This window comes from Pseudomonas imperatae (assembly GCF_057128625.1).
Genome location: NZ_JBSKHP010000005.1, coordinates 74863 through 98400, shown reverse-complemented (window position 1 = coordinate 98400; position 23538 = coordinate 74863). Strand labels below are relative to the sequence as shown.

Annotated in this window: 22 protein-coding genes; 13 read left to right on the top strand and 9 right to left on the bottom strand. The window is 66.8% G+C overall.

Annotated features, from left to right (window positions below; all coding sequences use genetic code 11):
- Positions 1-24: 24 nt before the first annotated feature.
- The 6 genes from ACWKWX_RS08470 to ACWKWX_RS08445 all read left to right on the top strand — a co-directional run bounded on the left by ACWKWX_RS08470 (position 25) and on the right by ACWKWX_RS08445 (position 11021).
- Positions 25-630, top strand: a complete 606-nt coding sequence (locus tag ACWKWX_RS08470) for a LysE family translocator (protein WP_416423514.1) — start codon at positions 25-27, stop codon at positions 628-630.
- Positions 631-691: 61 nt separating this feature from the next.
- Entirely contained in the window at positions 692-1324 is a 633-nt protein-coding gene (locus tag ACWKWX_RS08465; protein WP_483827488.1) for a TetR/AcrR family transcriptional regulator, read from the top strand.
- Positions 1325-2015: 691 nt separating this feature from the next.
- Entirely contained in the window at positions 2016-3272 is a 1257-nt protein-coding gene (locus tag ACWKWX_RS08460; RefSeq protein WP_483827487.1) for an efflux RND transporter periplasmic adaptor subunit, read from the top strand.
- Positions 3269-6466: an efflux RND transporter permease subunit gene (locus ACWKWX_RS08455; protein WP_483827486.1), complete on the top strand. Its 3198-nt coding sequence runs from the start codon at positions 3269-3271 to the stop codon at positions 6464-6466. The genes ACWKWX_RS08460 and ACWKWX_RS08455 overlap by 4 nt, the downstream gene beginning before the upstream one ends.
- Entirely contained in the window at positions 6463-9570 is a 3108-nt protein-coding gene (locus ACWKWX_RS08450) for an efflux RND transporter permease subunit (protein ID WP_483827485.1), read from the top strand. Before ACWKWX_RS08455 ends, ACWKWX_RS08450 begins: the two co-directional genes overlap by 4 nt.
- A 17-nt stretch (positions 9571-9587) precedes the next feature.
- A complete protein-coding gene (locus ACWKWX_RS08445; RefSeq protein ID WP_416423519.1) occupies positions 9588-11021 on the top strand; it encodes an efflux transporter outer membrane subunit in 1434 nt (477 codons plus the stop codon).
- A 106-nt stretch (positions 11022-11127) separates the two neighbouring features.
- Here ACWKWX_RS08445 and ACWKWX_RS08440 read toward each other — a convergent pair whose 3' ends face one another.
- The 4 genes from ACWKWX_RS08440 to ACWKWX_RS08425 form a co-directional block, all read right to left on the bottom strand.
- Positions 11128-11709, bottom strand: coding sequence for a GNAT family N-acetyltransferase (locus ACWKWX_RS08440; RefSeq protein ID WP_483827484.1), 582 nt, complete (start codon positions 11707-11709; stop codon positions 11128-11130).
- A 39-nt stretch (positions 11710-11748) separates the two neighbouring features.
- A complete protein-coding gene (locus ACWKWX_RS08435) occupies positions 11749-12171 on the bottom strand; it encodes a 3-isopropylmalate dehydratase (protein ID WP_476299710.1) in 423 nt (140 codons plus the stop codon).
- 9 nt (positions 12172-12180) lie between these two features.
- Positions 12181-12399: a hypothetical protein gene (locus ACWKWX_RS08430; protein WP_008368335.1), complete on the bottom strand. Its 219-nt coding sequence runs from the start codon at positions 12397-12399 to the stop codon at positions 12181-12183.
- A 177-nt stretch (positions 12400-12576) separates the two neighbouring features.
- Positions 12577-13059 carry a DUF4142 domain-containing protein gene (locus ACWKWX_RS08425; RefSeq protein WP_483827483.1) on the bottom strand — a complete coding sequence of 161 codons (483 nt, stop codon included), beginning with the start codon at positions 13057-13059 and terminating at the stop codon, positions 12577-12579.
- Between the two features lie 183 nt (positions 13060-13242).
- Between ACWKWX_RS08425 and ACWKWX_RS08420 the strand changes: the two genes are divergently transcribed.
- On the top strand, positions 13243-13884 hold the full coding sequence (locus ACWKWX_RS08420; RefSeq protein WP_473006098.1) for an HAD family hydrolase: 642 nt from the start codon (positions 13243-13245) through the stop codon (positions 13882-13884).
- Here the strand turns inward: ACWKWX_RS08420 and ACWKWX_RS08415 are convergent.
- The gene (locus ACWKWX_RS08415) at positions 13881-15203 is read right to left on the bottom strand and encodes a cation:proton antiporter (RefSeq protein ID WP_483827482.1); all 1323 of its coding nucleotides are present in this window, start codon (positions 15201-15203) and stop codon (positions 13881-13883) included. The genes ACWKWX_RS08420 and ACWKWX_RS08415 overlap by 4 nt on opposite strands.
- Before the next feature lie 112 nt (positions 15204-15315).
- Here ACWKWX_RS08415 and ACWKWX_RS08410 point away from each other — a divergent pair, with 112 nt between their 5' ends.
- Together ACWKWX_RS08410 and ACWKWX_RS08405 are read left to right on the top strand one after the other, a co-directional pair.
- The gene (locus ACWKWX_RS08410; RefSeq protein ID WP_416423527.1) at positions 15316-15633 is read left to right on the top strand and encodes an EthD family reductase; all 318 of its coding nucleotides are present in this window, start codon (positions 15316-15318) and stop codon (positions 15631-15633) included.
- Between the two features lie 61 nt (positions 15634-15694).
- On the top strand, positions 15695-16171 hold the full coding sequence (locus tag ACWKWX_RS08405) for a cupin domain-containing protein (protein WP_416423528.1): 477 nt from the start codon (positions 15695-15697) through the stop codon (positions 16169-16171).
- Positions 16172-16275: 104 nt separating this feature from the next.
- On the opposite strand, the gene ACWKWX_RS08400 is transcribed toward ACWKWX_RS08405, so the two are convergent.
- The 4 genes from ACWKWX_RS08400 to ACWKWX_RS08385 all read right to left on the bottom strand — a co-directional run bounded on the left by ACWKWX_RS08400 (position 16276) and on the right by ACWKWX_RS08385 (position 19356).
- The gene (locus ACWKWX_RS08400) at positions 16276-16677 is read right to left on the bottom strand and encodes a low affinity iron permease family protein (RefSeq protein WP_416423529.1); all 402 of its coding nucleotides are present in this window, start codon (positions 16675-16677) and stop codon (positions 16276-16278) included.
- Positions 16678-16755: 78 nt separating this feature from the next.
- Positions 16756-17280, bottom strand: coding sequence for a hypothetical protein (locus ACWKWX_RS08395; RefSeq protein ID WP_416423530.1), 525 nt, complete (start codon positions 17278-17280; stop codon positions 16756-16758).
- A gap of 17 nt (positions 17281-17297) precedes the next feature.
- Positions 17298-18404: a Gfo/Idh/MocA family protein gene (locus ACWKWX_RS08390; RefSeq protein WP_473006102.1), complete on the bottom strand. Its 1107-nt coding sequence runs from the start codon at positions 18402-18404 to the stop codon at positions 17298-17300.
- Between the two features lie 88 nt (positions 18405-18492).
- Positions 18493-19356 (bottom strand): MBL fold metallo-hydrolase, encoded by an 864-nt coding sequence (locus tag ACWKWX_RS08385; RefSeq protein WP_416423532.1) that lies wholly within the window; start codon positions 19354-19356, stop codon positions 18493-18495.
- An 81-nt stretch (positions 19357-19437) separates the two neighbouring features.
- Here ACWKWX_RS08385 and ACWKWX_RS08380 point away from each other — a divergent pair, with 81 nt between their 5' ends.
- The 4 genes from ACWKWX_RS08380 (at position 19438) to ACWKWX_RS08365 (ending at position 23430) form a co-directional block, all read left to right on the top strand.
- The gene (locus ACWKWX_RS08380; RefSeq protein ID WP_473006105.1) at positions 19438-19791 is read left to right on the top strand and encodes an ArsR/SmtB family transcription factor; all 354 of its coding nucleotides are present in this window, start codon (positions 19438-19440) and stop codon (positions 19789-19791) included.
- A gap of 11 nt (positions 19792-19802) precedes the next feature.
- A complete protein-coding gene (locus tag ACWKWX_RS08375) occupies positions 19803-21056 on the top strand; it encodes an NAD(P)/FAD-dependent oxidoreductase (RefSeq protein WP_483827481.1) in 1254 nt (417 codons plus the stop codon).
- An 11-nt stretch (positions 21057-21067) separates the two neighbouring features.
- Positions 21068-21865 (top strand): sulfite exporter TauE/SafE family protein, encoded by a 798-nt coding sequence (locus tag ACWKWX_RS08370; RefSeq protein WP_483827480.1) that lies wholly within the window; start codon positions 21068-21070, stop codon positions 21863-21865.
- Between the two features lie 197 nt (positions 21866-22062).
- The gene (locus ACWKWX_RS08365) at positions 22063-23430 is read left to right on the top strand and encodes a GntT/GntP/DsdX family permease (RefSeq protein WP_483827479.1); all 1368 of its coding nucleotides are present in this window, start codon (positions 22063-22065) and stop codon (positions 23428-23430) included.
- Positions 23431-23538: the final 108 nt, after the last annotated feature.

The window sequence follows — 23538 nt, the reverse complement described above, 5'->3', positions numbered from 1 at the left end:
AGCCTGCCCCCCGGAGTCCTTCCCATGCTGTCCTCCCTCGACCTGCTGTACGCCTTCGCCCTGTTCGCCCTGGTGTCGTCCATCACTCCGGGCCCCAACAACACCATGCTGCTGGCCTCGGGGGTGAACTTCGGTTTCCGCCGCTCCATGCCCCACGCGCTGGGGGTGAGCCTGGGCTTCATGGTGATGGTGATTGCCGTGGGGCTGGGCCTGGGCGAGGTGTTCAAGGTGCTGCCCTGGGCCTACACGGTGCTGCGCTGGGCCGGTGCCAGTTACTTGCTGTACCTGGCGTGGAAAATTGCCCGCTCCGGGCCGCCGTCCGCCGCCGTGGAAGATACCCGCAGGCCCATGAGCTTCCTGGGCGCGGCAGCGTTCCAGTGGGTCAACCCCAAGGCGTGGATCATGGCCATCGGCGCCATCACCACCTACGCGCCCGCCCAGGGCTACCTGGTGAACGTGTTCGTGATTGCCTCGCTGTTCGCGCTCATCAACCTGCCCAGCGTGGCGCTGTGGGTCAGCTGTGGCAGCGCGCTGCGCACGGTGCTCAGCCAGCCGCGCTGGTTGCGCCTGTTCAACTGGGGCATGGCGCTGATGCTGGTGCTGTCGTTGTACCCGCTGCTCAAGGGCTGAGATTTGCCGTGGCCGGGCGGATCGCGCTAGGGTGGGGCCTGGATAATAAAAGACGCTGTTCATGACTGCTGATTCCCAACCTGCCAAACCCGCGCCGCGCCAGCGCCGCGCGCCCAAGGGCGAGAAACGCCGCGAAGAGCTGCTGGACGCGGCTTTGCAGATGTTTTCCCTGGAAGGCTACGGCGGCGCCTCCATTGCGCGCATCGCCGAAATCGTCGGCATTTCCGTCGCCGGGGTGCTGCACCATTTCCCCAACAAGACCGCGCTGCTGATGGGCGTGCTGGACCGCCGCGACGCGGTCAGCCAGAAAATCGCCGACGAGGTGCGCGGCGAACCCACCCTCAGCGGGCTGCTGGGCAGCCTCAGCGCCATCAACCGCTCCAACGCCACGGCGCCCGGGGTGATCCGCGCCTTCAGCATGCTCAACGCCGAAAGCCTGCTGGAAGGCCACCCGGCCTGGGCCTGGTTCCAGGGGCGCTACAGCACCATTCATGCGCGCATGGTGGGGCAGTTGCAGGAGCTGGTGGCGCTGGGCGAGGTGCGCGCCGACGTCGACCTGGGCGGGGTGGTGCAGGAGTGCCTGGCGATGATGGACGGGTTGCAGCTGCAATGGCTGCGGTTCCCGGAGCAGTTGGACCTGGTGGCGCGGTTCGATGGCTACCTGGCGCACCTGGAAGCCTCCATCCGCGCGTGATCGCAAAACCCGTAGCAGCGGCCGCAGGCCGCGTCCAGGGCGCCGCGCTTTTTCCGGCATATTGCGGTGAACGCGGAGGCCGCCTTCGGCAGGAACGCGGTTGCTGTAGCAGCGGCCGCAGGCCGCGTCCGGGGCGCTGCGGTTTTCCCGGAATACCGCGGTAGGACCGGACGCCGCCTGCGGCAGCTGCTACGGGGGCGTGCGGCAGCAACGCGGATGCTGTAGCAGCAACTGTCTTGAAACGGTGTCGTCTGCATCGCGACTAAAGTCGGCTCCTACGCCGTACGTGGTAGGAGCCGGCCTTGGCCGCGATGGAGGCGACGCGATCGACGAGGTACACGGGACCCTGTAGCAGCGGCCGCAGGCCGCGTCCGGGGCGCCGCGGTTTTCCCGGGATACCGCGGCGAGAGCGGACGCCGCCTGCGGCAGCTGCTACGGGGGTGTGGGCTTTTCGTCAACATTTTGTAAATAAATGGCAAAGCCCGTTCGTCAGGGTTGGCATGGGGGGCAGGGCAGGGTCAAATGCCCCAATGAACTTACCGGCCCCTCACTGCTCTTACCCTGCGGCTCGCCTCGCAGGCGATGTCTGCACATTCCCTGCACATTTACTGGCTATGCTGCCAAGTGATGTGCCCAAAGCAGACCTGACGCCCGTTACCTCCCTTGTCCATTGCCCACGCAGAAGCTTTCAATGACCCAGATCCCGGCAGCCCGCTCTCGCAAGCGCCTCGTGCTTGTGCTCCTGATAGCCGCAGCCATTGGTGCGGCCTTTATCTACGTTCGGCACACCCCGTCGTCCAGCGAAACCCCTGAAGCCGGTGCCGCGCGTGCCGCAGGCCCGGGTGGCCGGCACGGTGGGCCGGGCATGGACGCCAACGCCACGGTCAGCGTCGCGGTCGGCACCGCCGGCACCGCCGACGTGCCGGTGATCCAGCAGGCGCTGGGCACGGTGATCCCCAACTATTCGGTGACGGTCACCAGCCGCGTCGACGGCGAGCTGATGGCGGTGTACTTCACCGAAGGCCAGTTCGTGAAGAAGGGCCAACTGCTGGCGCAGATCGACCCGCGGGCCTACCAGGCCACCCTGGACCAGTACCAGGGCGACCTGGCGCAGAACCAGGCGCTGCTCAAAAGCGCCCAGCTGACCGCCGCGCGCTACCAGCGCCTGTTCGCCAAGGACTCCATCGCCAAGCAGGACCTGGACACGCAAATGGCCACCGTCGGCCAGTACCAGGGCGCGGTGAAGGCCGACCTGGCGCAGATCGACGCCGCCAAGCTGAACCTGATCTACGCGAAGATCGTCTCGCCCATCGATGGCTTCGTCGGCCTGCGCCTGGTGGACCCGGGCAACATCGTCGCGTCCAGCAGCACCACTGGCATCGTCACCGTGACCCAGACCAACCCCATCGCCGTGACCTTCAGCATTCCTCAGGCGCAGCTGGCAACCCTGCTGCCCAAGGTGCGCAAGGGTGAAGTGCTGGGCGTGCAGGCGCTGGACCAGCTGGGCACCACGCCACTGGCCAACGGCACGCTGAAGTTCATCAGCAACGAGATCGACACCAGCACCGGCAGCATCAAGCTCAAGGCGCTGTTCGACAACCCGGACGAAAAGCTCTACCCCAACCAGTTCGTCAACGTGAAGCTGACCACCGACACCCTGCACAACGCGGTAGTGGTGCCCTCGGCGGCCGTGCAGTTGAGCAGCGACGGCGAGTTTCTCTACGCGGTGAAGGACGGCAAGGTGCAGCGCCGCACCATCAAGGTCGGCCCGGTGTTCGGCGAACAGACCGTGATCACCCAGGGCGTGGCCGCCGGCGAGCAGGTGGTGACCCGCGGCATCGATCACCTGCGCGATGGCAGCAAGGTCGAGGTGGAGAAACCCGACAGCGGCGCCAGCGCCAAGCCGGCTAAAACCGCCAAGCCCGCAGCCGGCGCGCAAACCGAATGAACCCGTCCAGACTCTTTATCCAGCGCCCGGTCGCCACCGTGCTGCTGATGCTGGCGGTGATGCTGGCGGGCATCTTCGCCTACCGGTTGCTGTCCACCTCGGCCCTGCCCGAAGTGGATTACCCCACCATCCAGGTCAGCACCCTGTACCCCGGCGCCAGCTCCAACGTGCTGGCCTCGGCGGTTACCGCGCCGCTGGAGCGCCAGCTGGGGCAGATGTCGGGCCTGTCGCAGATGTACTCGACCAGTTCGGCCGGTGCCTCGGTGATTACCCTGAAGTTCTCCCTGGACCTGTCCCTGGACGTGGCCGAGCAGGAAGTGCAGGCGGCCATCAACGCCGCCGACAGCCTGCTGCCCAGCGACCTGCCGAACCCGCCCACCTACAAGAAGGTGAACCCGGCCGACACGGCGGTGCTGACCCTGTCCGCCACTTCCGACAGCCTGCCGCTGACCCGCGTGCAAGACCTGATCAACACCCGCGTGGCGCTCAAGCTCTCGCAGATTTCCGGCGTGGGCATGGTCAGCCTGGCCGGCGGCCAGCAGCCGGCGGTGAAGATCGAGGTCAACCCCACCAGCCTGGCGGCCCACGGCCTGACGCTTGAAGACGTGTACGACAAGGTCAACGCCGCCAACGTCAACGGCTCCAAGGGCGGCTTCGACGGCCCCTCGCATTCCATCACCATCGACGCCAACGACCAGCTGCGCGACGCCGTGGAATACGGCGAGCTGGTGCTGGCCTATGAAAACGGCGCGGCCCTGCGCTTGAAAGACGTCGCCACCACGGCCGAGGCGCCCCAGGACCAGTACCTGTCGGCCAGCGCCAACGGCAAGCCGGCCATCGTCATCAACGTGCAGCGCCAGCCCGGCGCCAACGTCATCGAGGTGGTGGACAGCATCAAGCAGAAGCTGCCCACCCTGCAGTCGGCGTTGCCCGACTCGGTCAAGCTCACCGTCATCAGTGACCGCACCCAGACCATCCGCGCCTCCATCAAGGACGTGCAGATCGAGCTGCTGCTGTCCATCGGGCTGGTGGTGCTGGTGACCTTCGCCTTCCTCGGCAACTTCACCGCCACCCTGATCCCCAGCCTGGCGGTGCCGCTGTCGCTGATCGGCACCTTCGGCGTGATGTACCTGGCCGGCTTCAGCGTGAACAACCTGACGCTGATGGCCCTGACCATCGCCACCGGCTTCGTCATCGACGACGCCATCGTGGTGGTGGAGAACATCTCCCGGCACCTGGAGGAGGGCGAGGAACCCATGGCCGCGGCGCTGAAAGGCTCGCAGGAAATCGGCTTCACGATTATCTCGCTGACCTTCTCGCTGATCGCCGTGCTGATCCCGCTGCTGTTCATGGGCGACGTGGTCGGCCGCCTGTTCCGCGAGTTCGCCATCACCTTGGCGGTGGCGATCCTGGTGTCCATGGTCATTTCCCTGACCCTGACGCCCATGCTCTGCGCGCACCTGCTGCGCCACGTGCCCGAAGGCGGCCAGAGCCGCTTCGCGCAATGGGGCGACCGCCAGTACCACAAGGTGCTGAACGCCTACGACCGCGGCCTGGTGTGGGTGCTGGACCACCAGCGCCTGACCCTGCTGGTGGCGGTGGGCACCGTGGCCCTTACCGGCTTCCTCTACCTGGTGGTGCCCAAGGGCTTCTTCCCCACCCAGGACACGGGCCTGATCCAGGGCTTCACCCGCGCCTCCCAGGACGTCTCCTTCGGTGAAATGGAGCGGCGCCAGCAGGCCATGGTCGAGGTGGTGCGCCAGGACCCGGCGGTGGAATCGGTGTCGTCCACCATTGGCGTGGACGGCAATAACGGCTCGCTGAACAACGGCCGCCTGCAGATCGAACTCAAGCCGTTCGAGGACCGCGACGACACCGCCACCCAGGTCATCACCCGCCTGGAAAAGGCCGCCAAGGACGTGCCCGGCCTGCAGTTGAACCTGGTCAGCTCCCAGGACCTCACCGTCGACGACCAGCTGACGCCCAGCCAGTACCAGTTCACCCTGGACGACTCGGAAAGCGCCAACCTGTCGGCGCTGATCCCCAAACTGATGGAGAAGCTGCAGCACCGCAAGGAAATGCGCGACGTCATCGACAACCTGCAGGACCAGGGCCTGGTGGCCTACGTGGAACTGGACCGCGCCGCGGCCATGCGCTACGGCATCACCGCCTCCGACGTCGACACCGCCCTGTACAACGCCTTCGGCCAGCGCCTGATTTCCACCATCTTCACCCAGTCCAACCAGTACCGCGTGGTGCTGCAGGTGCCGGGCAAGTTTCAGCAGAACCTGGCGGCGTTCGACAACATCTACCTGGCGGCGGCCACCACCAGCACCACCGGCAGCAACAGCAGCACGGTGACCACCACCACGGGCACGACCACCGGCAGCAGTGCCTCGACCACCAGCTCGTCGACCACCACCACCGCCGCGCAGATGGTACGTTTGACCGACATCGCCAAGGTCGGCCAGCGCACCGGCTCGCTGTCGCTGAGCCGCCTGGACCAGTTCCCGGCCGTGACCCTGTCGTTCAACCTGGCCGACGGCTATTCCCTGGAGCAGGCGCAGCAGGCCATCAGCGACGTGATGACCGAGTTGCAGGCGCCCAGCAGCATCACCCTGCGCTACCAGGGCGCCGCCGATGCGTTCCAGACCGCCACCGGCAACACCCTGTGGCTGATCCTGGCGGCGTTGATCACCATGTACATCGTGCTGGGCATGCTCTACGAGAGCTTCATCCACCCGGTGACCATCCTCTCGACGCTGCCCTCGGCGGCCATCGGCGCCTTGCTGGCGCTGCTGCTGACCGGCACCGAGTTCAGCCTGATCGCCCTGATCGGGGTGATTCTGCTGATCGGTATCGTCAAGAAGAACGCCATCATGATGATCGACTTCGCCCTGGAGGGCCGCCAGCATCAGCGCCTGAACGCGCGCGACGCCATCCACCGGGCGGCGCTGCTGCGCTTGCGGCCGATCCTGATGACCACCCTGGCGGCGCTGTTCGGCGCCTTGCCGCTGATGCTCGCCACCGGTGCCGGCGCCGAGCTGCGCCGGCCGCTGGGCCTGGTGATCGTCGGCGGCCTGCTGCTGAGCCAGGTGCTGACGCTGTTCACCACGCCGGTGATCTACCTGATGTTTGACCGCATCAGCGAGCGCGCCAAGGCCCGCCTCAACCGTGGCAGGGCGCAGGCATGAACCTGTCGCGGCTGTTCATCCGCAAGCCGGTAGCCACGCTGCTGCTGAGCCTGAGCATCACCCTGGCCGGCATCCTGGGCTACAAGCTGCTGCCGGTGGCGCCGTTGCCCCAGGTGGATTTCCCCACCATCATGGTCAGCGCCTCGCTGGCCGGCGCCAGCCCCGAGACCATGGCCGCCACGGTGGCCACGCCGCTGGAGCGCAGCCTGGGGCAGATTGCCGGCATCACCGAGATGACGTCCACCAGCAGCCAGGGCTCGACCACGCTGATTTTGCAGTTCGAACTGGACCGCGACATCAACGGCGCCGCCCGCGACGTGCAGGCCGCCATCAACGCCTCGCGCAGCCTGCTGCCCAGCTCCATGCCTTCGCTGCCCACCTACCGCAAGGCCAACCCCTCGGAGGCGCCGGTGCTGATGCTGGCGCTGACCTCGTCCACGCGCAGCCCGGGCGAGCTCTACGACCTGGCCTACAGCAAGCTGCAGCAGAAGATCTCCCAGGTCAACGGCGTGGGCGAGGTGTCGGTGCGCGGCGGCGCGTTGCCGGCGGTGCGTATCGATATCCAGCCCAACCTGCTGGCCAACGCCGGCATTTCGCTCGAGACCGTGCGCGAAGCCATCGACAACGCCACCAAGGCCAAGCCCAAGGGCATCCTCCAGGGCGACGGCCAGAGCTGGGTGATCGACGGCAACGACCAGATCGACAAGGCAGTGGATTACCAGCAGCTGGTGATCACCTACCAGAACGGCACGGCCGTGCGCCTGAGTGACGTGGCCAATGTCTACGACTCGGTGGAAGACGCCTTCGTCGGTGGCTACTACAACGGCCAGCCGTCGGTAACCCTGGGCGTCACCCGCCAGGCCGGCGCCAACATGCTGCAGACCATCGACAGCATCAAGGCGCTGATCCCCGAGCTGCAACGCGAGATTCCCGGCGACGTGCAGCTGATCCCGGTGATCGACCGTGGCCCCACGGTCAGTGCCTCGCTGCACGACACCGAGGAAACCCTGCTGATCGCCACCCTGCTGGTGATCGCCGTGGTCTTCGTGTTCCTGCGCAACCTGCGCGCCACGCTGATTCCGGCGGTGGTGCTGCCGGTGTCGCTGATCGGCACCTGCTCGATCATGTACCTGCTGGGCTACAGCCTCGACAACCTGTCACTAATGGCGCTGATCATCTGCACCGGCTTCGTGGTGGATGACGCCATCGTGGTGCTGGAGAACATCGCCCGCTACCAGGAGATGGGCATGCGCCCGCTGCGGGCGGCGCTGATGGGCACCCGCGAGGTGGGCTTCACGGTGCTGTCCATGACCCTGTCGCTGATCGCCGTGTTCATCCCCATCCTGCTGATGGGCAGCATCGTCGGCCGGCTGTTCCGCGAATTCGCCGTGACCCTGAGCATCGCCCTGGCGCTGTCCATGGTGGTGTCCCTGAGCCTGACCCCGGTGCTGTGCGTGATGCTGCTGCGCCAGCCGGCGCACGACGCCCGGGAGCCGCGCATCTACCAGTGGATCGAGGCCGCGCTGGCACGCCTGCAGGGCGCCTACATCGCCGCGCTGGGCTGGGTGATGCGCCACCGCCTGCTGACCATGTTCAGCCTGCTGCTGACCGTGGTGCTCAACGTCTACCTGTACGCCACGGTGCAGAAAGGCTTCTTCCCGGCCCAGGACACCGGGGTGCTGATGGGCGCCGTGCGCGCCGACCAGAACATCTCGTTCCAGGCGCTCAAACCGCACCTGATGCAGATCGCCCACGACCTGGCCGCCGACCCTGACGTGGAGGCAGTGATGTCGTCCACCGGCAGCGGCCGCGCCGGCTCGCGCAACACCGGCGACTTCTTCATCCGCCTCAAGGACTACAAGCAGCGCACCAGCAGCGCCGCGGCCATCGCCAACCGGTTGACCAAGGCCAACAACAAGGTCGCCGGCATCCAGCTGTTCCTGATGCCCGCCGAGGACATCCGCGTGGGCGGCCGCAGCGCCAACGCCACCTACCAGTTCAGCCTGCAGGCCGACGACCTCGACCTGCTGCGGGTGTGGGAGCCCAAGGTGGAGGCGGCGCTGCGCGCCTTGCCCGAGCTGACCGGCATCGACTCCGACAGCCAGACCGGCGGCCAGGAGCTCAAGCTGCACATCGACCGCGCGGCGGCCAGCCGCCTGGGTGTGAGTGTCAGTGACGTCGACAACCTGCTGAACAACTCGTACAGCCAGCGCCAGGTGGCCACCCTGTACAAGACCCTCAACCAGTACCACGTGGTGATGGGCCTGGACCCGGTGTACACCAGCGACTCGACCATGCTTGAACGCATGTACGTGATCAACAGTGACAACCAGCAGGTGCCGCTGACCGCGTTCGCCACCTTCAGCCCCGACAACGCGCCGCTGGCAGTGGCGCACCAGGGCCAGTCGGCCACCAGCACCATCGCCTTCAACCTGCAGGACGGCGTGTCGCTGGAACAGGCCACCGCAGCCATCAACGCCGCCGTCGACAAGGTCGGCCTGCCACGGGACATCCAGGCCGGCTTTGCCGGCACCGCCCAGGCCTACGCGGCGCTGGCGGCGAGCATGCCGTGGCTGATCGCTGCGGCCTTGCTGGCGGTGTATATCGTGCTGGGCGTGCTGTACGAGAGCTACATCCACCCGCTGACCATCCTGTCGACGCTGCCGTCGGCGGGGGTAGGGGCGTTGTTGCTGCTCAAGGCGGTGAACATGCAGCTGACGGTGATCGCGTTGATCGGCATCCTGCTGCTGATCGGCATCGTCAAGAAGAACGCCATCATGATGATCGACTTCGCCCTGGTGGCCGAGCGCGAGCGCAAGTTGCCGCCTGAACAGGCGATCATCGAAGCCTGCCGCATGCGTTTCCGGCCGATCATGATGACCACCCTGGCGGCGTTCTTCGGCGCCTTGCCACTGGCCTTGGGCAGCGGCGGCGACGCCGACCTGCGCAAGCCGCTGGGCGTGGCCATCGCTGGCGGCCTGGCGTTGAGCCAATTGTTGACGCTGTTCACCACCCCGGTGGTGTACCTCTATCTCGACCGTGCCAGCCGCGCCACCCGGCACTTCTGGCACACGCGTATCCGCCGCACCCACGTGCCCGGCTGACTGACAAGGGTTAATGAATGAACGCTCCACTGCCTTCCCGTCTCTGCGTTGCCGTGCTGCTGGCCAGCACCCTGCTGGGCGGCTGCATGGTCGGCCCGGACTACAAGAAGCCCACCGCGCCTATCTCCACCACCTTCAAGGAGGCCGAGGGCTGGAAAGCGGCGAGCCCCCAGGACGAGCTGCCCAAGGGCCCCTGGTGGGAGCTGTATCAGGACCCGCAGCTGAACGCGCTGGTGGCCCAGGTGCAGGTCAATAACCAGAACGTGGCGCTGTACGCTGCCCAGTACCGCCAGGCCCTGGCGCTGGTGCGCGAGTCGCGCGCCGACCTGTTCCCCACCCTGACCGGCACGGCGTCCAGCACCCGCAGCGAAACCGGCACCGGCTCGTCGAGCAGCAGCACCAGCACCTCCAGCGCCGCCTCGCCGAAGAACGAACACTCGGCCAGCCTCAGCCTGAGCTGGGAAGCCGACATCTGGGGCAAGCTGCGCCGCACCGTCGAAGAAGACCGCGCCAGCGCCCAGGCCAGCGCCGCGGACCTGGCCAACGCCACCCTCAGCGCCCAGTCGACCCTGGCCCAGGACTACTTCCAGCTGCGCATCCTCGACCAGCGCATTGCCCTGTACGGCGAGACCATCAAGGGCTACCAGCGCTACCTGCAGGTGATCCAGAACAAGTACGACGAGCAGATCTCCTCGCGTGCCGACCTGGCCACCGGCAAGACCCAGCTGCAGAGTGCCCAGGCGTCGATGCTCGACCTGCAATGGCAGCGCGCCCAGTACGAGCACGCCATTGCGCTGCTGATCGGCAAGGCGCCGGCCGACTTCGCCCTGGCGGTGGACGCGGGCTGGCAGTACCACGTGCCCACCGTGCCCCTGGGCGTGCCAAGCCGCCTGCTGGAACGCCGCCCGGACATCGCCGCCGCCGAACGCCAGATGGCTGCCGCCAATGCCGCCGTGGGCGTGGCGACCGCCGCGTATTACCCCGACCTGACCCTGAGCGCCAGCGGCGGCTACCAGGGTTCGACCATCAGCAACCTGTTCTCGGTGCCCAACCGCTTCTGGTCCATCGGCCCGAGCCTGACCGGCACTATCCTCGACTTCGGCGCTACCAAGGCCGCGGTGGAGCAGGCGAAATTTGCCTACGACGCCAAGGTGGCGACTTACCGGCAGACGGTGCTGACCGGTCTGGGCGAGGTCGAGGACTACCTGGTGGAGCTGCGTACCCTGGAGCCGGAGCTGGTGGCGCGCCGCGCCTCGGCGCAGTCGGCGGAAGAGTCGGCCTCGGTGAGCCGCGACCAGTATGAGGCGGGGGTGATCGACTACCTGGACGTGGCGACCACCCAGGCCACCAGCCTCAGCGAGCGGCAGACGCTGCTGAGCCTGGTGGCGACGCAGCTGGTCACCAGCGTGCAGCTGCAGGCGGCGCTGGGTGGGTCGTGGACCGGGGAATAAGCGGCCGGCCCCCCTACCTGTAGCCGCTGCCGCCAGGCTGCGCTGGTCCTGGCGTCCGCTGGAGATGTTCAGCGAGGCATAGGGCCAGCGCAGCCTGCGGCAGCGGCTACGGGCGGTGTGGCTGTAATCGCGCTTCCAGCTGCGCCCGCACCTGCGCCCACTCCTCATCAATCACACTGAACCGCACCGAATTGCGCTTGCGCCCGTCAGGCATGATCCGTTCGTTGCGCACGATCCCTTCCTGTTTTGCCCCCAGGCGCAGGATCGCCGCCCGTGACCTGGCGTTGATCTCGTCGGTGGTGAACTGCACCCGCACGCAATTCAGCGTCTCGAAGGCAAAGCGCAGCATCAGGTACTTGGCCTCGGTGTTGACGAAGCTGCGCTGCCAGCGCGCGGCGATCCAGGTGCTACCGATCTCCAGCTTGCGGTTCACCCGGTCGACCTTCCAGAAACGCGTGCTGCCAATGACCTCGGCGGTGTCCTTGAGCACCGTCACATAGGGCAGCACCGTGCCGGCGTCGCGGCCCTTGAGCGCCGCCTCGATATAGCCCTGCACCGTGGCGGCCGAGGGCACCACGGTGAAGGGCAGGGTCCACAGTTCGCCATCGCTGGCGGCGGCCACCAGAGCGGTGGCGTCGTCGGGTTGCAGCGGCCGCAACAGAATGCGCGGGCCTTCGAGTGCTTGCATGCAGGTCCTGCCAATACGCGAGTGAATGACCTGCGAAGTCTACGGCTTTTTATCCTGCAAAATCGCGAAGCCCTGCTTGTTTTCGCTGACGATGCGCACGTTTTCCGCCTGCCCGGCGCTGGCCTGCACGAGGATCTCGCGGTTCAGGCTGCCCTTGCCGCACAGGGTGTCGTCGGCGGTGTCGGTGGCGATGCCGACGATGCGGTCGCCGGCGGGCACGTTGAAGGTGGCGATCTCGCCGATGCCGATGCGTGCCACCACGGTGCGGTCGACTTTCACCGCCACGTAGCAGCCGCCACCGAGCATGCCGATGTCACGGCGCACCACCAGGGTGCTGGCGTTGTCCAGCGGCGCCTGCAGGCCCAGCAGGCGTTCCTTGGGCACGGGGTCGGGATGGTCGCTGCGGTAGGACGAACAACCACTGACCAGCAGTACACACATTGCCGTACAGATCAGGCGCATGGCGTTCCCTCACTTGTCCCAGGGCATGGGCAGGCCGGCGCGCACCTTGGCGCTCAGCGCCTTCAGGTACTCCAGCGGTTCCCCTTCGGAATGGGCGTGGCTCTGCTCGTCCACCCAGGTCATCACCTTCTGCCGGTCGAGGCTGGGGCGGGCATGCAACATCTCCTTGATCACCCGTTCGCAGTGCTGCGAGTAGGCAATGACACTGGAAAACATCTGATGGGCCATGATCGCTCCTTGAGGCGGTTTTGCGAGGATCACATCAAGGTAGCACTCAATGGTGACAGGGGCGGGACAATCGTTGCTTAAGCTGATGGGTAGCGCGTGTAGCAGCTGCCGCAGGCTGCGTCCGGGGTTCGCGGTGGCTGGGGACGCCGCCTGCGGCAGCTGCTACGGGGGCTGGGGTTACTTTTTGTAGGTCTTGGACAGGCGCTGGGCCATCTTGCCGTGGCGTTGCACGTCTTTGAGCTGTGCCAGGGCGAAGGCCTTGAGCTCGGGGGCGTCGTTGCTGTTGACCTCGGCTTCATAGAGGCTGGCCAGGTCCTGGGTGACCTTGACCTGGTACAGGGCGAAGCTGGCTTCGGCGGTCTTGCCGGCCACGGCAGGGGCGGGGGCGGCCTTGGTGGGGGCTGGCGGCAGGTCGATGTCGAGCTTCTTCGCCACGTCGGTCAGCTGCTCGCTGATGATGGTGTTGTCCTTCACCATCACGCCGGTGTAGGTCTGCATGTCGGGCTGCTGGAACTTGCCGGCGCCTTGCTGGGCCAGCAGCACCTGGGTGGCGGCGCCGGTCATGGCCTTGGTGACGAAGGCGTTGGGCGCGGCAAAGGCGGTGCCGGTGCTGGCGATCAGCAGGGCCAGGCCCAGTTGCAGGGTTGTGCGGTGGTTCATGGGTAAGGTCTCGGGCGGAGCAAATGGGCTATGAGAATCGCTTTACCGGCTTTGGACAAATGAAGCTTTGCTCAGTTGCACTGTAGCAGCTGCCGCCAGGCGGCGTCCGGGGCGCCAGGGTGGACAAAGTGTCGCCCACGGGGCAGGCTTTGCCTGATCCCACGCCACCACAGGAGCCACTCATTGACCATCAAAGGCGTTATTTTCGACAGCGACGGCACTCTGGTCGACAGTGAACGCATGGCGGCCGGGCTGTTGCGCCAGCTGCTGGCCGAACGCGACATTCACCTGCCCCACGAGGAAGTGCTGCGGCGCTTTCGCGGTGTGCAGTTCGCCATCTTCGTCGGCGAGTTGTGCGAAGAGCACGCGCACCTGGACGCCGAGCCCTTCATGCGCGACTTCCGCAGCCGCAGCCTGGACCTGTTCGCCGCCGGCCTTGAAGCCATGCCCGGCGCCCTGGATTTCGTCCGCGAACTGAAACTGCCCAAGTGCGTGGCCTCCAACGGCCCGCGCACCAAGATCGAGACCTGCCTGAAGACCGCGGGCCTGTGGGACGCCTTCGACGGCAACATCGTCAGCGCCTACGAGGTCAATGCCTGGAAACCGTCGCCGGAGCTGATCGTGGCCGCCGCCCAGCTGTTGAAGCTGGCGCCCGATGAGTGCCTGCTGGTGGATGACAGCATCCCCGGCGTGCAGGCAGGCCTGGCCGCCGGCGCACGGGTCGCCGGCTATGGTGACACTGACTTCGCCCAGTTCGACGGCCAGCCCGGCTTCCATCACGTGCCGGACTACCAGGCGCTCAAGGCCTTGCTCGCCAGCCTCTAGCCGGCCTTGCGGTGGCGGCGTTCATAGTGCGCCAGCAACGGCTGGGTGCTGACGCCGTGCAGCAGAATGCTCAGCGCCACCACCGACAGCGTCAGGCTGATGGCGCTGTGCTGGATGGACGCCGGCAGGCCGTGGGCGATGGCGAAGCACAGGTAGTACAGCGAGCCGATGCCACGAATGCCGAACCAACCCAGCAGCGCCCGCTGGTGGCCGTCCAGGTACTTGCCGCGCACCAGCAGCCACACGCTCAGCGGGCGGATCACGCAGAACAGCCCCAGCCCCAGGCCGATGGCGCGCCAGTCCCAGTACAGCGACAGGGCCGCGCCCAGCAGGGTGATCAGCAGCACCTCCATGGAGCGTTCCACCAGGTCGCCGAAGGTGAGGATGTCGGCCATCATCGTGCCGGCGGCCAGCTGGCTGTCGTCCTGCTCTTCCTGGGGCGTGGGGCGGGTGTGCGGGTCCAGCGGCCGGGCCAGGTGCTCGGCGGGAATGTCGGTGTGCGAGGCGCGCGCCTCGGCCTGGCGCAGGCCGACGCCGGCGGCGAACACCGCGAGGAAGCCGAACGCGTCCACGCCATAGGCCACCACGTAGCTGATGGCGATCAGCGCCAGGGCGACGAAGTCGTTGGGTGATTCGGCGCTGTCGGCGTGGCGCACCCGCAGGGCGATCATCATCTGCCCCAGCAGGCGGCCCAGGCCGTAGCCGATGGCCAGCCCCGCCGGCACGCCCCACACCAGGTTCTTCAGGGCCCAGGCGCCGATGTCGGGCAGGCCCAGTTCCACGTGGTCGATCAGCATCAGGGCGAAGATCACGAACGGGAAGGCTACGCCGTCGTTGAGCCCAGCCTCGCCGGACAGCCCGTAGCGCACCTTGTCGAAGTCGTGGGCGCTGCTGACCTGGACCATGGCGGCCAGCACCGGGTCGGTGGGCGCGAGCATTGCCCCCAGCAACGCCGACAGGCCCCAGGACAGGTGCAGGCCGTAGTGGGCCAGCAGCGCCACGCCGGCGATCGACAGCAGCATCACCGGCCCGGCCAGCAGGTAGGCGGCGCGCCAGGCGGTGCGGCGCAGGCCCAGGCGCAGCTTGATGCCGGTGCCGAACAGCGAGAACAGCACGGCCATTTCGGTGAGGCGTTGCAGCCAGCTGGCGGCGCGGGCGAAGTCCATGTTCACCAGGCCCAGCCCCACCGGCCCCAGCGCCATGCCGAAGGCCAGGCACACCGCCGAGGTGGTCATCGGCAGCCAGCGCAGGTAGGACGAGGTCAGCGCCAGCAACAGCAGCAGGGCGCCGAGCACTGACATCCACAGAATGAAACTCATTGATTCCTCAACGTCTTGGTGCGTGGCAGGTACTAACTGTGACTTTGCCGCGACCGGTTAGTTGAATTGGCGTTACTATCGAGCGGTCAATTCATTCCCCCAGGAGACCGTGATGATCAAAGTCAGCGTGATGTACCCCTACCAGCCGGACGCGCGGTTCGACTTCGACTACTACCGCGACAAGCACATGCCGCTGCTCAAGGAGCTGATGGGCGCGGCCTGCCTGAAGTATTCGGTGGAGAAGGGCCTGGCCGGCGGCCTGCCGGGTTCCACGCCGCCGTACCTGGGCCTGTGCCATTTCTACTGCGAGTCGCTGGAGACCTTCCAGCAGGCCTTCGTGCCCCACGCCGCGGTGCTCAACGGCGACATCCCCAACTACACCGACCTGGTGCCAGTGGTGCAGATCAGCGAAGTGCTGGTCGAGGTGTGAGGGGAACAATCCCGGGGTCCGGGGTTTCCAACCCACATGCACAGCCATCGGGAGCCCCCCCATGACCCCAGCAGAGCAGCTGTACTTTCGTGACGATGGGCGCGTGCCCAACAACCCGTTGCCGGCCCTGGTTTACCACCAGGTGGCCGGCGATGCGGCGGCGTTCGAGCAGTTGTTCGCGCGGCACCAGTGGGTGCCGCTGTGGCGTGACGGGATTTTCGACTACCACCATTACCACTCCAACGCCCACGAAGTGCTGGGCGTGGCCGGCGGCAGCGCACGGGTGATGCTGGGCGGCGAGCAGGGGCAGATCATCAGCCTGGTGCAGGGTGACGTGCTGGTGCTGCCGGCGGGCACCGGCCATTGCGCGCTGTCCCACAGCGACGATTTCCTGGTGGTGGGCGCCTACCCCCAGGGCCAGGAAGACTACGACATCCAGCGCCCCAAGGCCGCCACCCACCATGCCTCGCGCACGCGCATCGCCAAGCTGGCGCTGCCGGCGCAGGACCCGGTGGTGGGTGGGGCGATCTGGGCTTGAGCGCACCCCGCGGTGCTCCCGGACGCGGCCTGGGGCCGCTGCTACAGAGCATTCGTAGCAGCGGCCGAAAGCCGCGTCCCAGGCGCCGCGTAACGGTGGGCACGTCAGGCTGCCGGGTCGTCCTTGAGGGTGGTCTTGGACTCCGTCACCTCGATGGTCTCATTGGTGCCCATTGACCGGTATTGCTTGCGAATGGTGGTCAGCTCCTTGGCGTCCAGGTCGTCCAGGTCCAGCGCCGCGTTTTGCGCGTCCTTGGTGGCGCGCAGCAGTTCGTCGATCTTGATGTGCAGGATGTCGTTATCGCGGTTCTGGGTGTTCTGGATCACGAACACCATCAGGAAGGTGATGATGGTGGTCGAGGTGTTGATGATCAGCTGCCAGGTGTCGTTGTAGTGAAAGAACGGCCCGGTCACGGCCCAGACCACGATCAGCAACACCGCGACGATAAACGTCCGCGGGCTGCCGCAGGCCTTGGACAAGGCGTTGGAAAACAATGCGAATTTCATGGCAGTTAGGTCCTGAAGGGGGTTAAGGGATAGACCCCGGCGCTGCGTCGAAATTCTTTGTTACAGATGCGATTTCATCTAGCCCAACTGGATCGCCAGGGCGAACGCCCCCAGGCCTATCCAGAACACCGCGAACAGCCACGGCGCGCGCATCGAGAACATCAGCGACTTGCGGTAGCCCTTGTGGCTGGACTCCATTTCGCTGAACAGCGGCTCGTCGTCATAGGCCAGGCCCATGGCCGGGGTGTCGCGCAGCAGGCCGCTCTGCTTGAAGTGCCAGTGGTCGATGATGTCGTAGGCCGCGCGAATGCCCGGCCAGGCGTTGAGCGAGCACAGCACCCCCAGTAGCGCCAGCACCGGCGGCACCACCAGGGTGAACAGCTTGCCCCATTCGGGGTTGAGGTTGGCCATGGACGAGGCGTAGGCGATCACCAGGAACGCCTGCGCCGAGAGGTAGGCGTTGGTGCGGTTGGAGAGGATCGCCGTCTCGTACTGGATCTCGCGGCGGTAGAAATCCAGGCGGTCCTTGGGGCTGCCGAACATTTGCGCTTCGCGGGCTTCGTCGGTGTCGTGCGGCAAGCGTGAAGTGATGATTCGGCTCAAGCGTTCGGCCCCCTGGCTCAGTCGTTCGGTTCGGCGGTGTTGATGTACGGCGGCACCTTGGCCAACGGCAGCTGCCGGGCCTGGCCGGGTTGGATGCCGCGGCGCGGCGCCAGTGGCTCCAGGCGTTGCGGCGTGCCGCTGGCCAGGGCTTTTTCGATGGCCGCCAGCACGCGCACGTCGCGCCAGGCTTCGTCGCCGTCGGGCTCGGGTTGCTCACCCTTGAGAATGCAGTCGGAGAAGTACTGGGTCTCGCCGCCGAACTGGTCCACCACCGGGTGTTCATGTTCGTGAGGCTCGCCGTCCTTGATCAGCCGGTAGCCGATGGCCACGCCTTCGCCGAAGCCGAAGCACGGCGAAGCCTCGATCTCGCCTTCGCTGCCCAGCAACTGGAAGCGCTGGCTGCCGGGCAGGCTGTAGCTGACGATGAACTGCGCCAGGCGTTCCTGGCTGAAGCGCAGGGTGACGGTGACGGTGTCATGGCTGTCGAAATGTCGCCCCGGGGTGTGGATGCCCACCGCCGAGACTTCAAGCGGCTCCTCGCCGAACAGGTTGCGCACCGCGTTGAGCGGGTAGGGGCCCATGTCGGCCACGGGGCCGGCCCAGTAGCCGCTGTGAGCGCGGTGGTTGGATTCCTTGGTGTGCTGGGTGAAGGTCGAGGTGAACAGCCGCGGCTCGCCGATGGCGCCGGCGCGCACCTTGCCGATCATCTCCACCGTGGCCGGCTCGCAGTGCAGGCGGTAGGCGACCATCAGCAGCGCGTTGCTGCGCTCGGCCGCGGCGTTGATCGCCAGGCAGTCGGCCTCGCTGGTGGCCATGGGTTTTTCCAGCAGCACGTGGATGCCGGCTTCCAGGGCCGGCACGGCGAATTCGCGGTGGCGGAAGTTGGGCGTGGCGATGTACACCGCGTCGATCTCGCCGCTGGCCAGCAGCGTGGCGAACTCGTCGTAGTGGTAGCTCTTGAGCTGGTACTCGGCCGCCAGGTCGCGGGCCTTGATGGGGTCGCCGGTGACCAGCGCGGTCATCACCGAATTGTCGGTCTGGCCGATGCCGGGCATGAACGCCCCCTGGGAAATCCAGCCGCCGGCGACGACTGCGTAGCGAACCTTGCCGTGTGCATCAGGCATGTCATGACTCCTGCAAGACCGGCCGGTGAAATACCGGCGCCATGCAGGAATGGGCAAGCCTGGGCCCTACAAGTTCCGCCCGATTGCCTTACAGCCGGTCGAGCGGGATCTTGATGTAGCGCACGCCGTTGTCCTCGGCGGGCGGCAACTGCCCGGCGCGGATGTTCACCTGCACCGCCGGCATCAGCAGCACGGGCATGGGCAGGGTGGCGTCGCGGGCGGTGCGCATGGCCACGAACTGCGCCTGGTCGATGCCGTCGCGCACGTGGATGTTGCCCTGGCGCTGGGCGGCGACGGTGGTCTGCGATTGCGCCTCGCGGCCCTCGGGCGGGTAGTCGTGGCACAGGTGCAGGCGGGTGTCGGCGGGGAAGGCCAGCAGGGTCTGGATGGACTGGTACAGCTGCTCGGCGTCGCCACCGGGGAAGTCGCAGCGGGCAGTGCCAACGTCGGGCATGAACAGCGTGTCGCCGACGAACAGGTCGTGCGCACCGATCAGGAACGCCATGTCCGCCGGGGTGTGGCCGGGCACGTGCAGGGCGCGCACTGGCAGGTTGCCGATGCTGAAAGTCTGGTCGGGCGTGAGCAACTGGTCGAACTGCGAGCCGTCGAGGCGGAAGCCGGGCTCCAGGTTGAACACCGTCTTGAACACCTTCTGCACCTGGCGAATGCCTTCGCCGATGGCGATGCGCCCACCCAGTTGCGCGCGCAGGTAGGGTGCGGCAGACAGGTGGTCGGCGTGGGCGTGGGTCTCCAGCAGCCACTGCACCTGCAGGCCCTGGGCGCGGACGAAGGCGATGATGGCGTCGGCCTGTTCGGTGCCGGTGCGGCCGGCCTTGTGGTCGTAGTCCAGCACCGAGTCGATGACCGCGCAGGCGCTGCCCGGCGCTTCATACACCACATAGCTGAAGGTCGACGAGCCGCTGTCGAAGAAGGGCTGGATACGTGGGGTCATCAATTGCTCCACAGTCTATTGTTCAATAATCTATATTTAAACATAATGTAATCACAGAATGTGATCGAGAGCGACCCCGCCATGGAAACCTGCCTGACCACCGACGACGTCGTGCGCCTGCGCGCTAGTGCCTCCAAGGCCTGTGCGCTGTTGAAAGCGCTGGCCAACGAAGACCGCTTGCTGATTCTGTGCCAACTCACCCAGGGCGAGCGCAACGTCGGCGAGCTGGAGGCTGGCACCGGCGTGCGCCAGCCCACCCTGTCCCAGCAGTTGGGCGTGCTGCGCGACGAAGGCCTGGTGGCCACCCGCCGCGAGGGCAAGTACATCTACTACGGGCTAGCCAGCCATGAAGTCATCCAGGTCATGAAGACCTTGTCGGGCCTGTATTGCGGCACGGTGCTGGCCAGCCTCGGTTCGTCCCTTCTTCCTCAATAAGTGTGGACCCCATGCACGATAATGCGCAGCAACAGGGTGCGACCGCCAGCAACGCGGACATCCTGATCATCGGCGGCGGTGCTGCCGGCATCGGCCTTGCCGCCAGCCTGCTCAAGCGCCAGCCGGGCCTGGCCATTACCCTCATCGAACCCAGCGACACCCACTACTACCAGCCGGCGTGGACCCTGGTGGGCGGCGGCGCCTACGACGTCGGCAGCACCGCCCGGCCCATGGCCCAGGTGATGCCCAAGGGCGTGCAGTGGCTGCAGGCGGCGGTGCAGGGCATCGATGCCGATGGCCAGCGGGTAACCCTCGCCGACGGCCGCCACGTGGGCTACCGGCAGTTGATCGTGTGCCCCGGCCTGCGCCTGGCCTGGGAGCAGATCGAGGGCCTGGAGCAGACGTTGGGCCAGCACGGGGTGACGTCCAACTACCGCTACGACCTGGCGCCCTACACCTGGCAACTGGTGCAGCAGCTACGCCAGGGCAAGGCGCTGTTCACCCAGCCGGGCATGCCGATCAAGTGCGCCGGGGCGCCGCAGAAGGCCCTGTACCTGTCATGCGACCATTGGCGGCGCAGCGGCGTGCTCAAGCACATTGACGTGGAGTTCAACCTTGCCGGCCCGGCGCTGTTCGGCGTGGCCACGTATGTGCCGGCGCTGATGAAGTACATCGAGAAGTACCGGGCGCAGCTGGCGTTCGGCTCGCAATTGGTCAAGGTCGATGGCCCGGGCAAGACCGCCTGGTTCGAAAGCCAGGACGCCAACGGCACGCTGGTTCGCCAGGCCAAGCCTTTTGACATGCTGCACGTGGTGCCGCCACAGGTGGCGCCCGACTGCGTGCGCACAAGCCAGTTGGCCAACGCGGGCGGCTGGTGCGAGGTAGACCCCGGCACCCTGCAGCACGTGCGGTACGCCAACGTGTTCGGCCTGGGCGACGTGTGTTCCACCAGCAACGCCAAGACCGCCGCCGCGGCGCGCAAGCAGATCGTGGTGGTGGCCGAGAACCTGCTGGCCCTGCGTGCCGGCCGCGCCTTGCCGCTGCGCTATGACGGCTACGGCTCCTGCCCATTGACGGTGGAGAAGGGCCGGGTGGTGCTGGCCGAGTTCGGCTATGGCGGCAAGCTGCTGCCCAGCTTCCCCTGGGACTCCACCGTGGCGCGGCGCTCGGCCTGGTGGTTGAAGGCCAGCTTCCTGCCGTGGTTCTACTGGAACGGCATGCTCAAGGGCCGCGAATGGCTGACCCGCTGCAGCACGGCTGAATAGGAGGGCGGGGCATGCTCGCACTGGTATTGGGTGGCTTGATCGGCATCGTGCTGGGCCTCACCGGCGCCGGCGGTGGCATTCTCGCGGTGCCGGCGTTGGTGCTTGGCCTGGGCTGGCCCATGACCCAGGCGGCGCCGGTGGCGCTGCTGGCCGTGGGCGCTGCAGCAGCGGTGGGCGCCATCGACGGCCTGCGCAAGGGCATCGTGCGCTGGCGTGCGGCGTTGTTGATGGCGGCGCTGGGCACGCTGTTCACGCCGTTGGGGCTGCTGGTGGCGCACCGCTTGCCGGATCATTTGCTGGTGGGCCTGTTCTGCGGCGTGCTGCTGATCGTCGCCTGGCGCATGTTCAGCCAAGCGCGCGAGGCCAAGTGCGCGGGGTCGGGCATCGACCACGGCTGGGAGCAGAAGAACTGCATGCTCAACGACCAGACCGGGCGCCTGAAATGGACCCTGCGCTGCAGCATCACCCTGTCGCTGGTGGGGTCGTGCTGCGGCTTCCTCACCGGCCTGCTCGGCGTGGGCGGCGGCTTCCTGCTGGTGCCGGCGTTCCGGCAACTGACCGACATCCGCGTGCACGGCATCATCGCCACCTCGCTGATGGTGATTGCCCTGGTATCGGGCATGGCAGTGGTCGGTGCGCTGCACGCCGGGGTGCGCATCCCGCTGCAGGGCGGGGTGTTCATTGCTGCCAGCGTGGCGGGCATGGTGGCAGGGCGGCTGCTGTCGCCGCGCATCCCCGCGCGGGTGTTGCAGGTAGGGTTCGCGGGCTTGTGCGTGGTTGTCGCCATCTACCTGGGCTCAACCTTGTAGCCGCTGCCGCCAGGCTGCGCTGGCCGGGGTGAACCCTGGAGATCTCCAGTGGGGCACAGGGCCAGCGCAGCCTTCGGCAGCGGCTACGGTGTGACAGGACGCGGCCTGGTGGCCGCTGCTACGGTGCAATGGGGTATTCTGTTGGCAAATTGCAACCAAATGTTGCAGCTGTATCTGCCAACAATAAGGAGTACCCGGTGGACCCGAACAACCTCGCCTGGCTTGCCCACGACACCCGCCTCATCGTCTGCTGTGCGGTGGCCATCGCCACCATCATCGTGTTGATCAGCGCCACCAAGTTACCGCCTTTCCTGTCCATTCTGGTCGGCACCTTCATTGCCGGCGTCGGCGCCGGGTTGGGGCCGGAGGAGGTGGCGAAGGCGTTCAGCAAGGGCGCTGGCGGCATCCTCGGCGAGGCCGGCATCATCATTGCGCTAGGCTCGATGCTTGGCGCGTTGATGGCCGAGTCCGGCGCGGCCGACCGCATCGCCAGCACCCTGCTGGGGCTGGGCAAGGGCCGCAGCCTGCCGTGGGTGATGGCCCTGGTGGCGCTGGTGATCGGCCTGCCGCTGTTCTTCGAAGTGGGCCTGGTGATGATGGTGCCGATCATCTTCGTCATGGCTCGCCAGTCCAACCAGCCGCTGCTGAAAATCGCCATCCCGGCGCTGGCCGGCATGACCACCCTGCATGCGCTGATGCCCCCGCACCCGGGGCCGCTGATCGCGGTCAGCGCGTTGCACGCTGACCTGGGCCTGACCATGCTGCTGGGCTTCAGCATTGCCTTGCCGGCGGTGATCCTCGCCGGCCCGCTGTATGGCAACTGGCTGTCGCGGCGCATGGACGTGCAGGAGCCCGCCGAGCTGGGCGCGCTGTTCAGCGCCAAGCCCCAGGCCCAGCGCCAGCCCGGCTTCGGCATTTCGCTGTTGATCATCCTGCTGCCGGTGCTGTTGATGCTCGGCAGCACCCTGGCCAAGGTGGCCCTGGCCCCCGAGACCACCCTGGCGCTGACCCTGAAGTTCCTCGGCGAGCCGCTAATTGCCCTGGGCATAGCCGTGCTGGCCGCCGTGGTCTGCCTGGGCTGGGCCAACGGCCTGCCGCGCGAACAGGTCGGCAACACCCTGCGCAAGGCGCTGGCGCCCATTGCCGTGCTGCTGTTGACCATCGGTGCTGGCGGCGGCCTGAAGCAGACCCTGCTGGACGCCGGCGTCAGCCAGACCATCAGCAAGGCCGCCGAGGGCGCGCACCTGCCGTACCTGCTGCTGGCGTGGCTGATCGCCGTGGCCCTGCGCCAGGCCACTGGCTCGGCCACCGTCGCCACCACCACCGCGGGTATCCTGGCGCCGATGATGGCCGGGCTGGCCGCGACCCAGAGTTCGCTGGTGGCCCTGGCCATCGGGGCTGGCTCGGTGTTCTTCTGCCATGTGAACGATGCGGGCTTCTGGATGGTGCGCGAGTACTTCGGGCTGCAGTTGAAGCAGACCATCTGGGTGTGGTCGGTGTTGCAGACGATTGTCTCGGTGGTGGGGTTGGTGGGGACGTTGCTGTTGTGGCATTTCCTGGCTTGAGAATGTAGGACGCAGCCTGCGGCAGCTGCTACGTGGCTGTCTGCGGGACTGTAACGTTTCAGTTTTTATCCCATATATGGGGACGATAATTCATATATTGAATCTGCA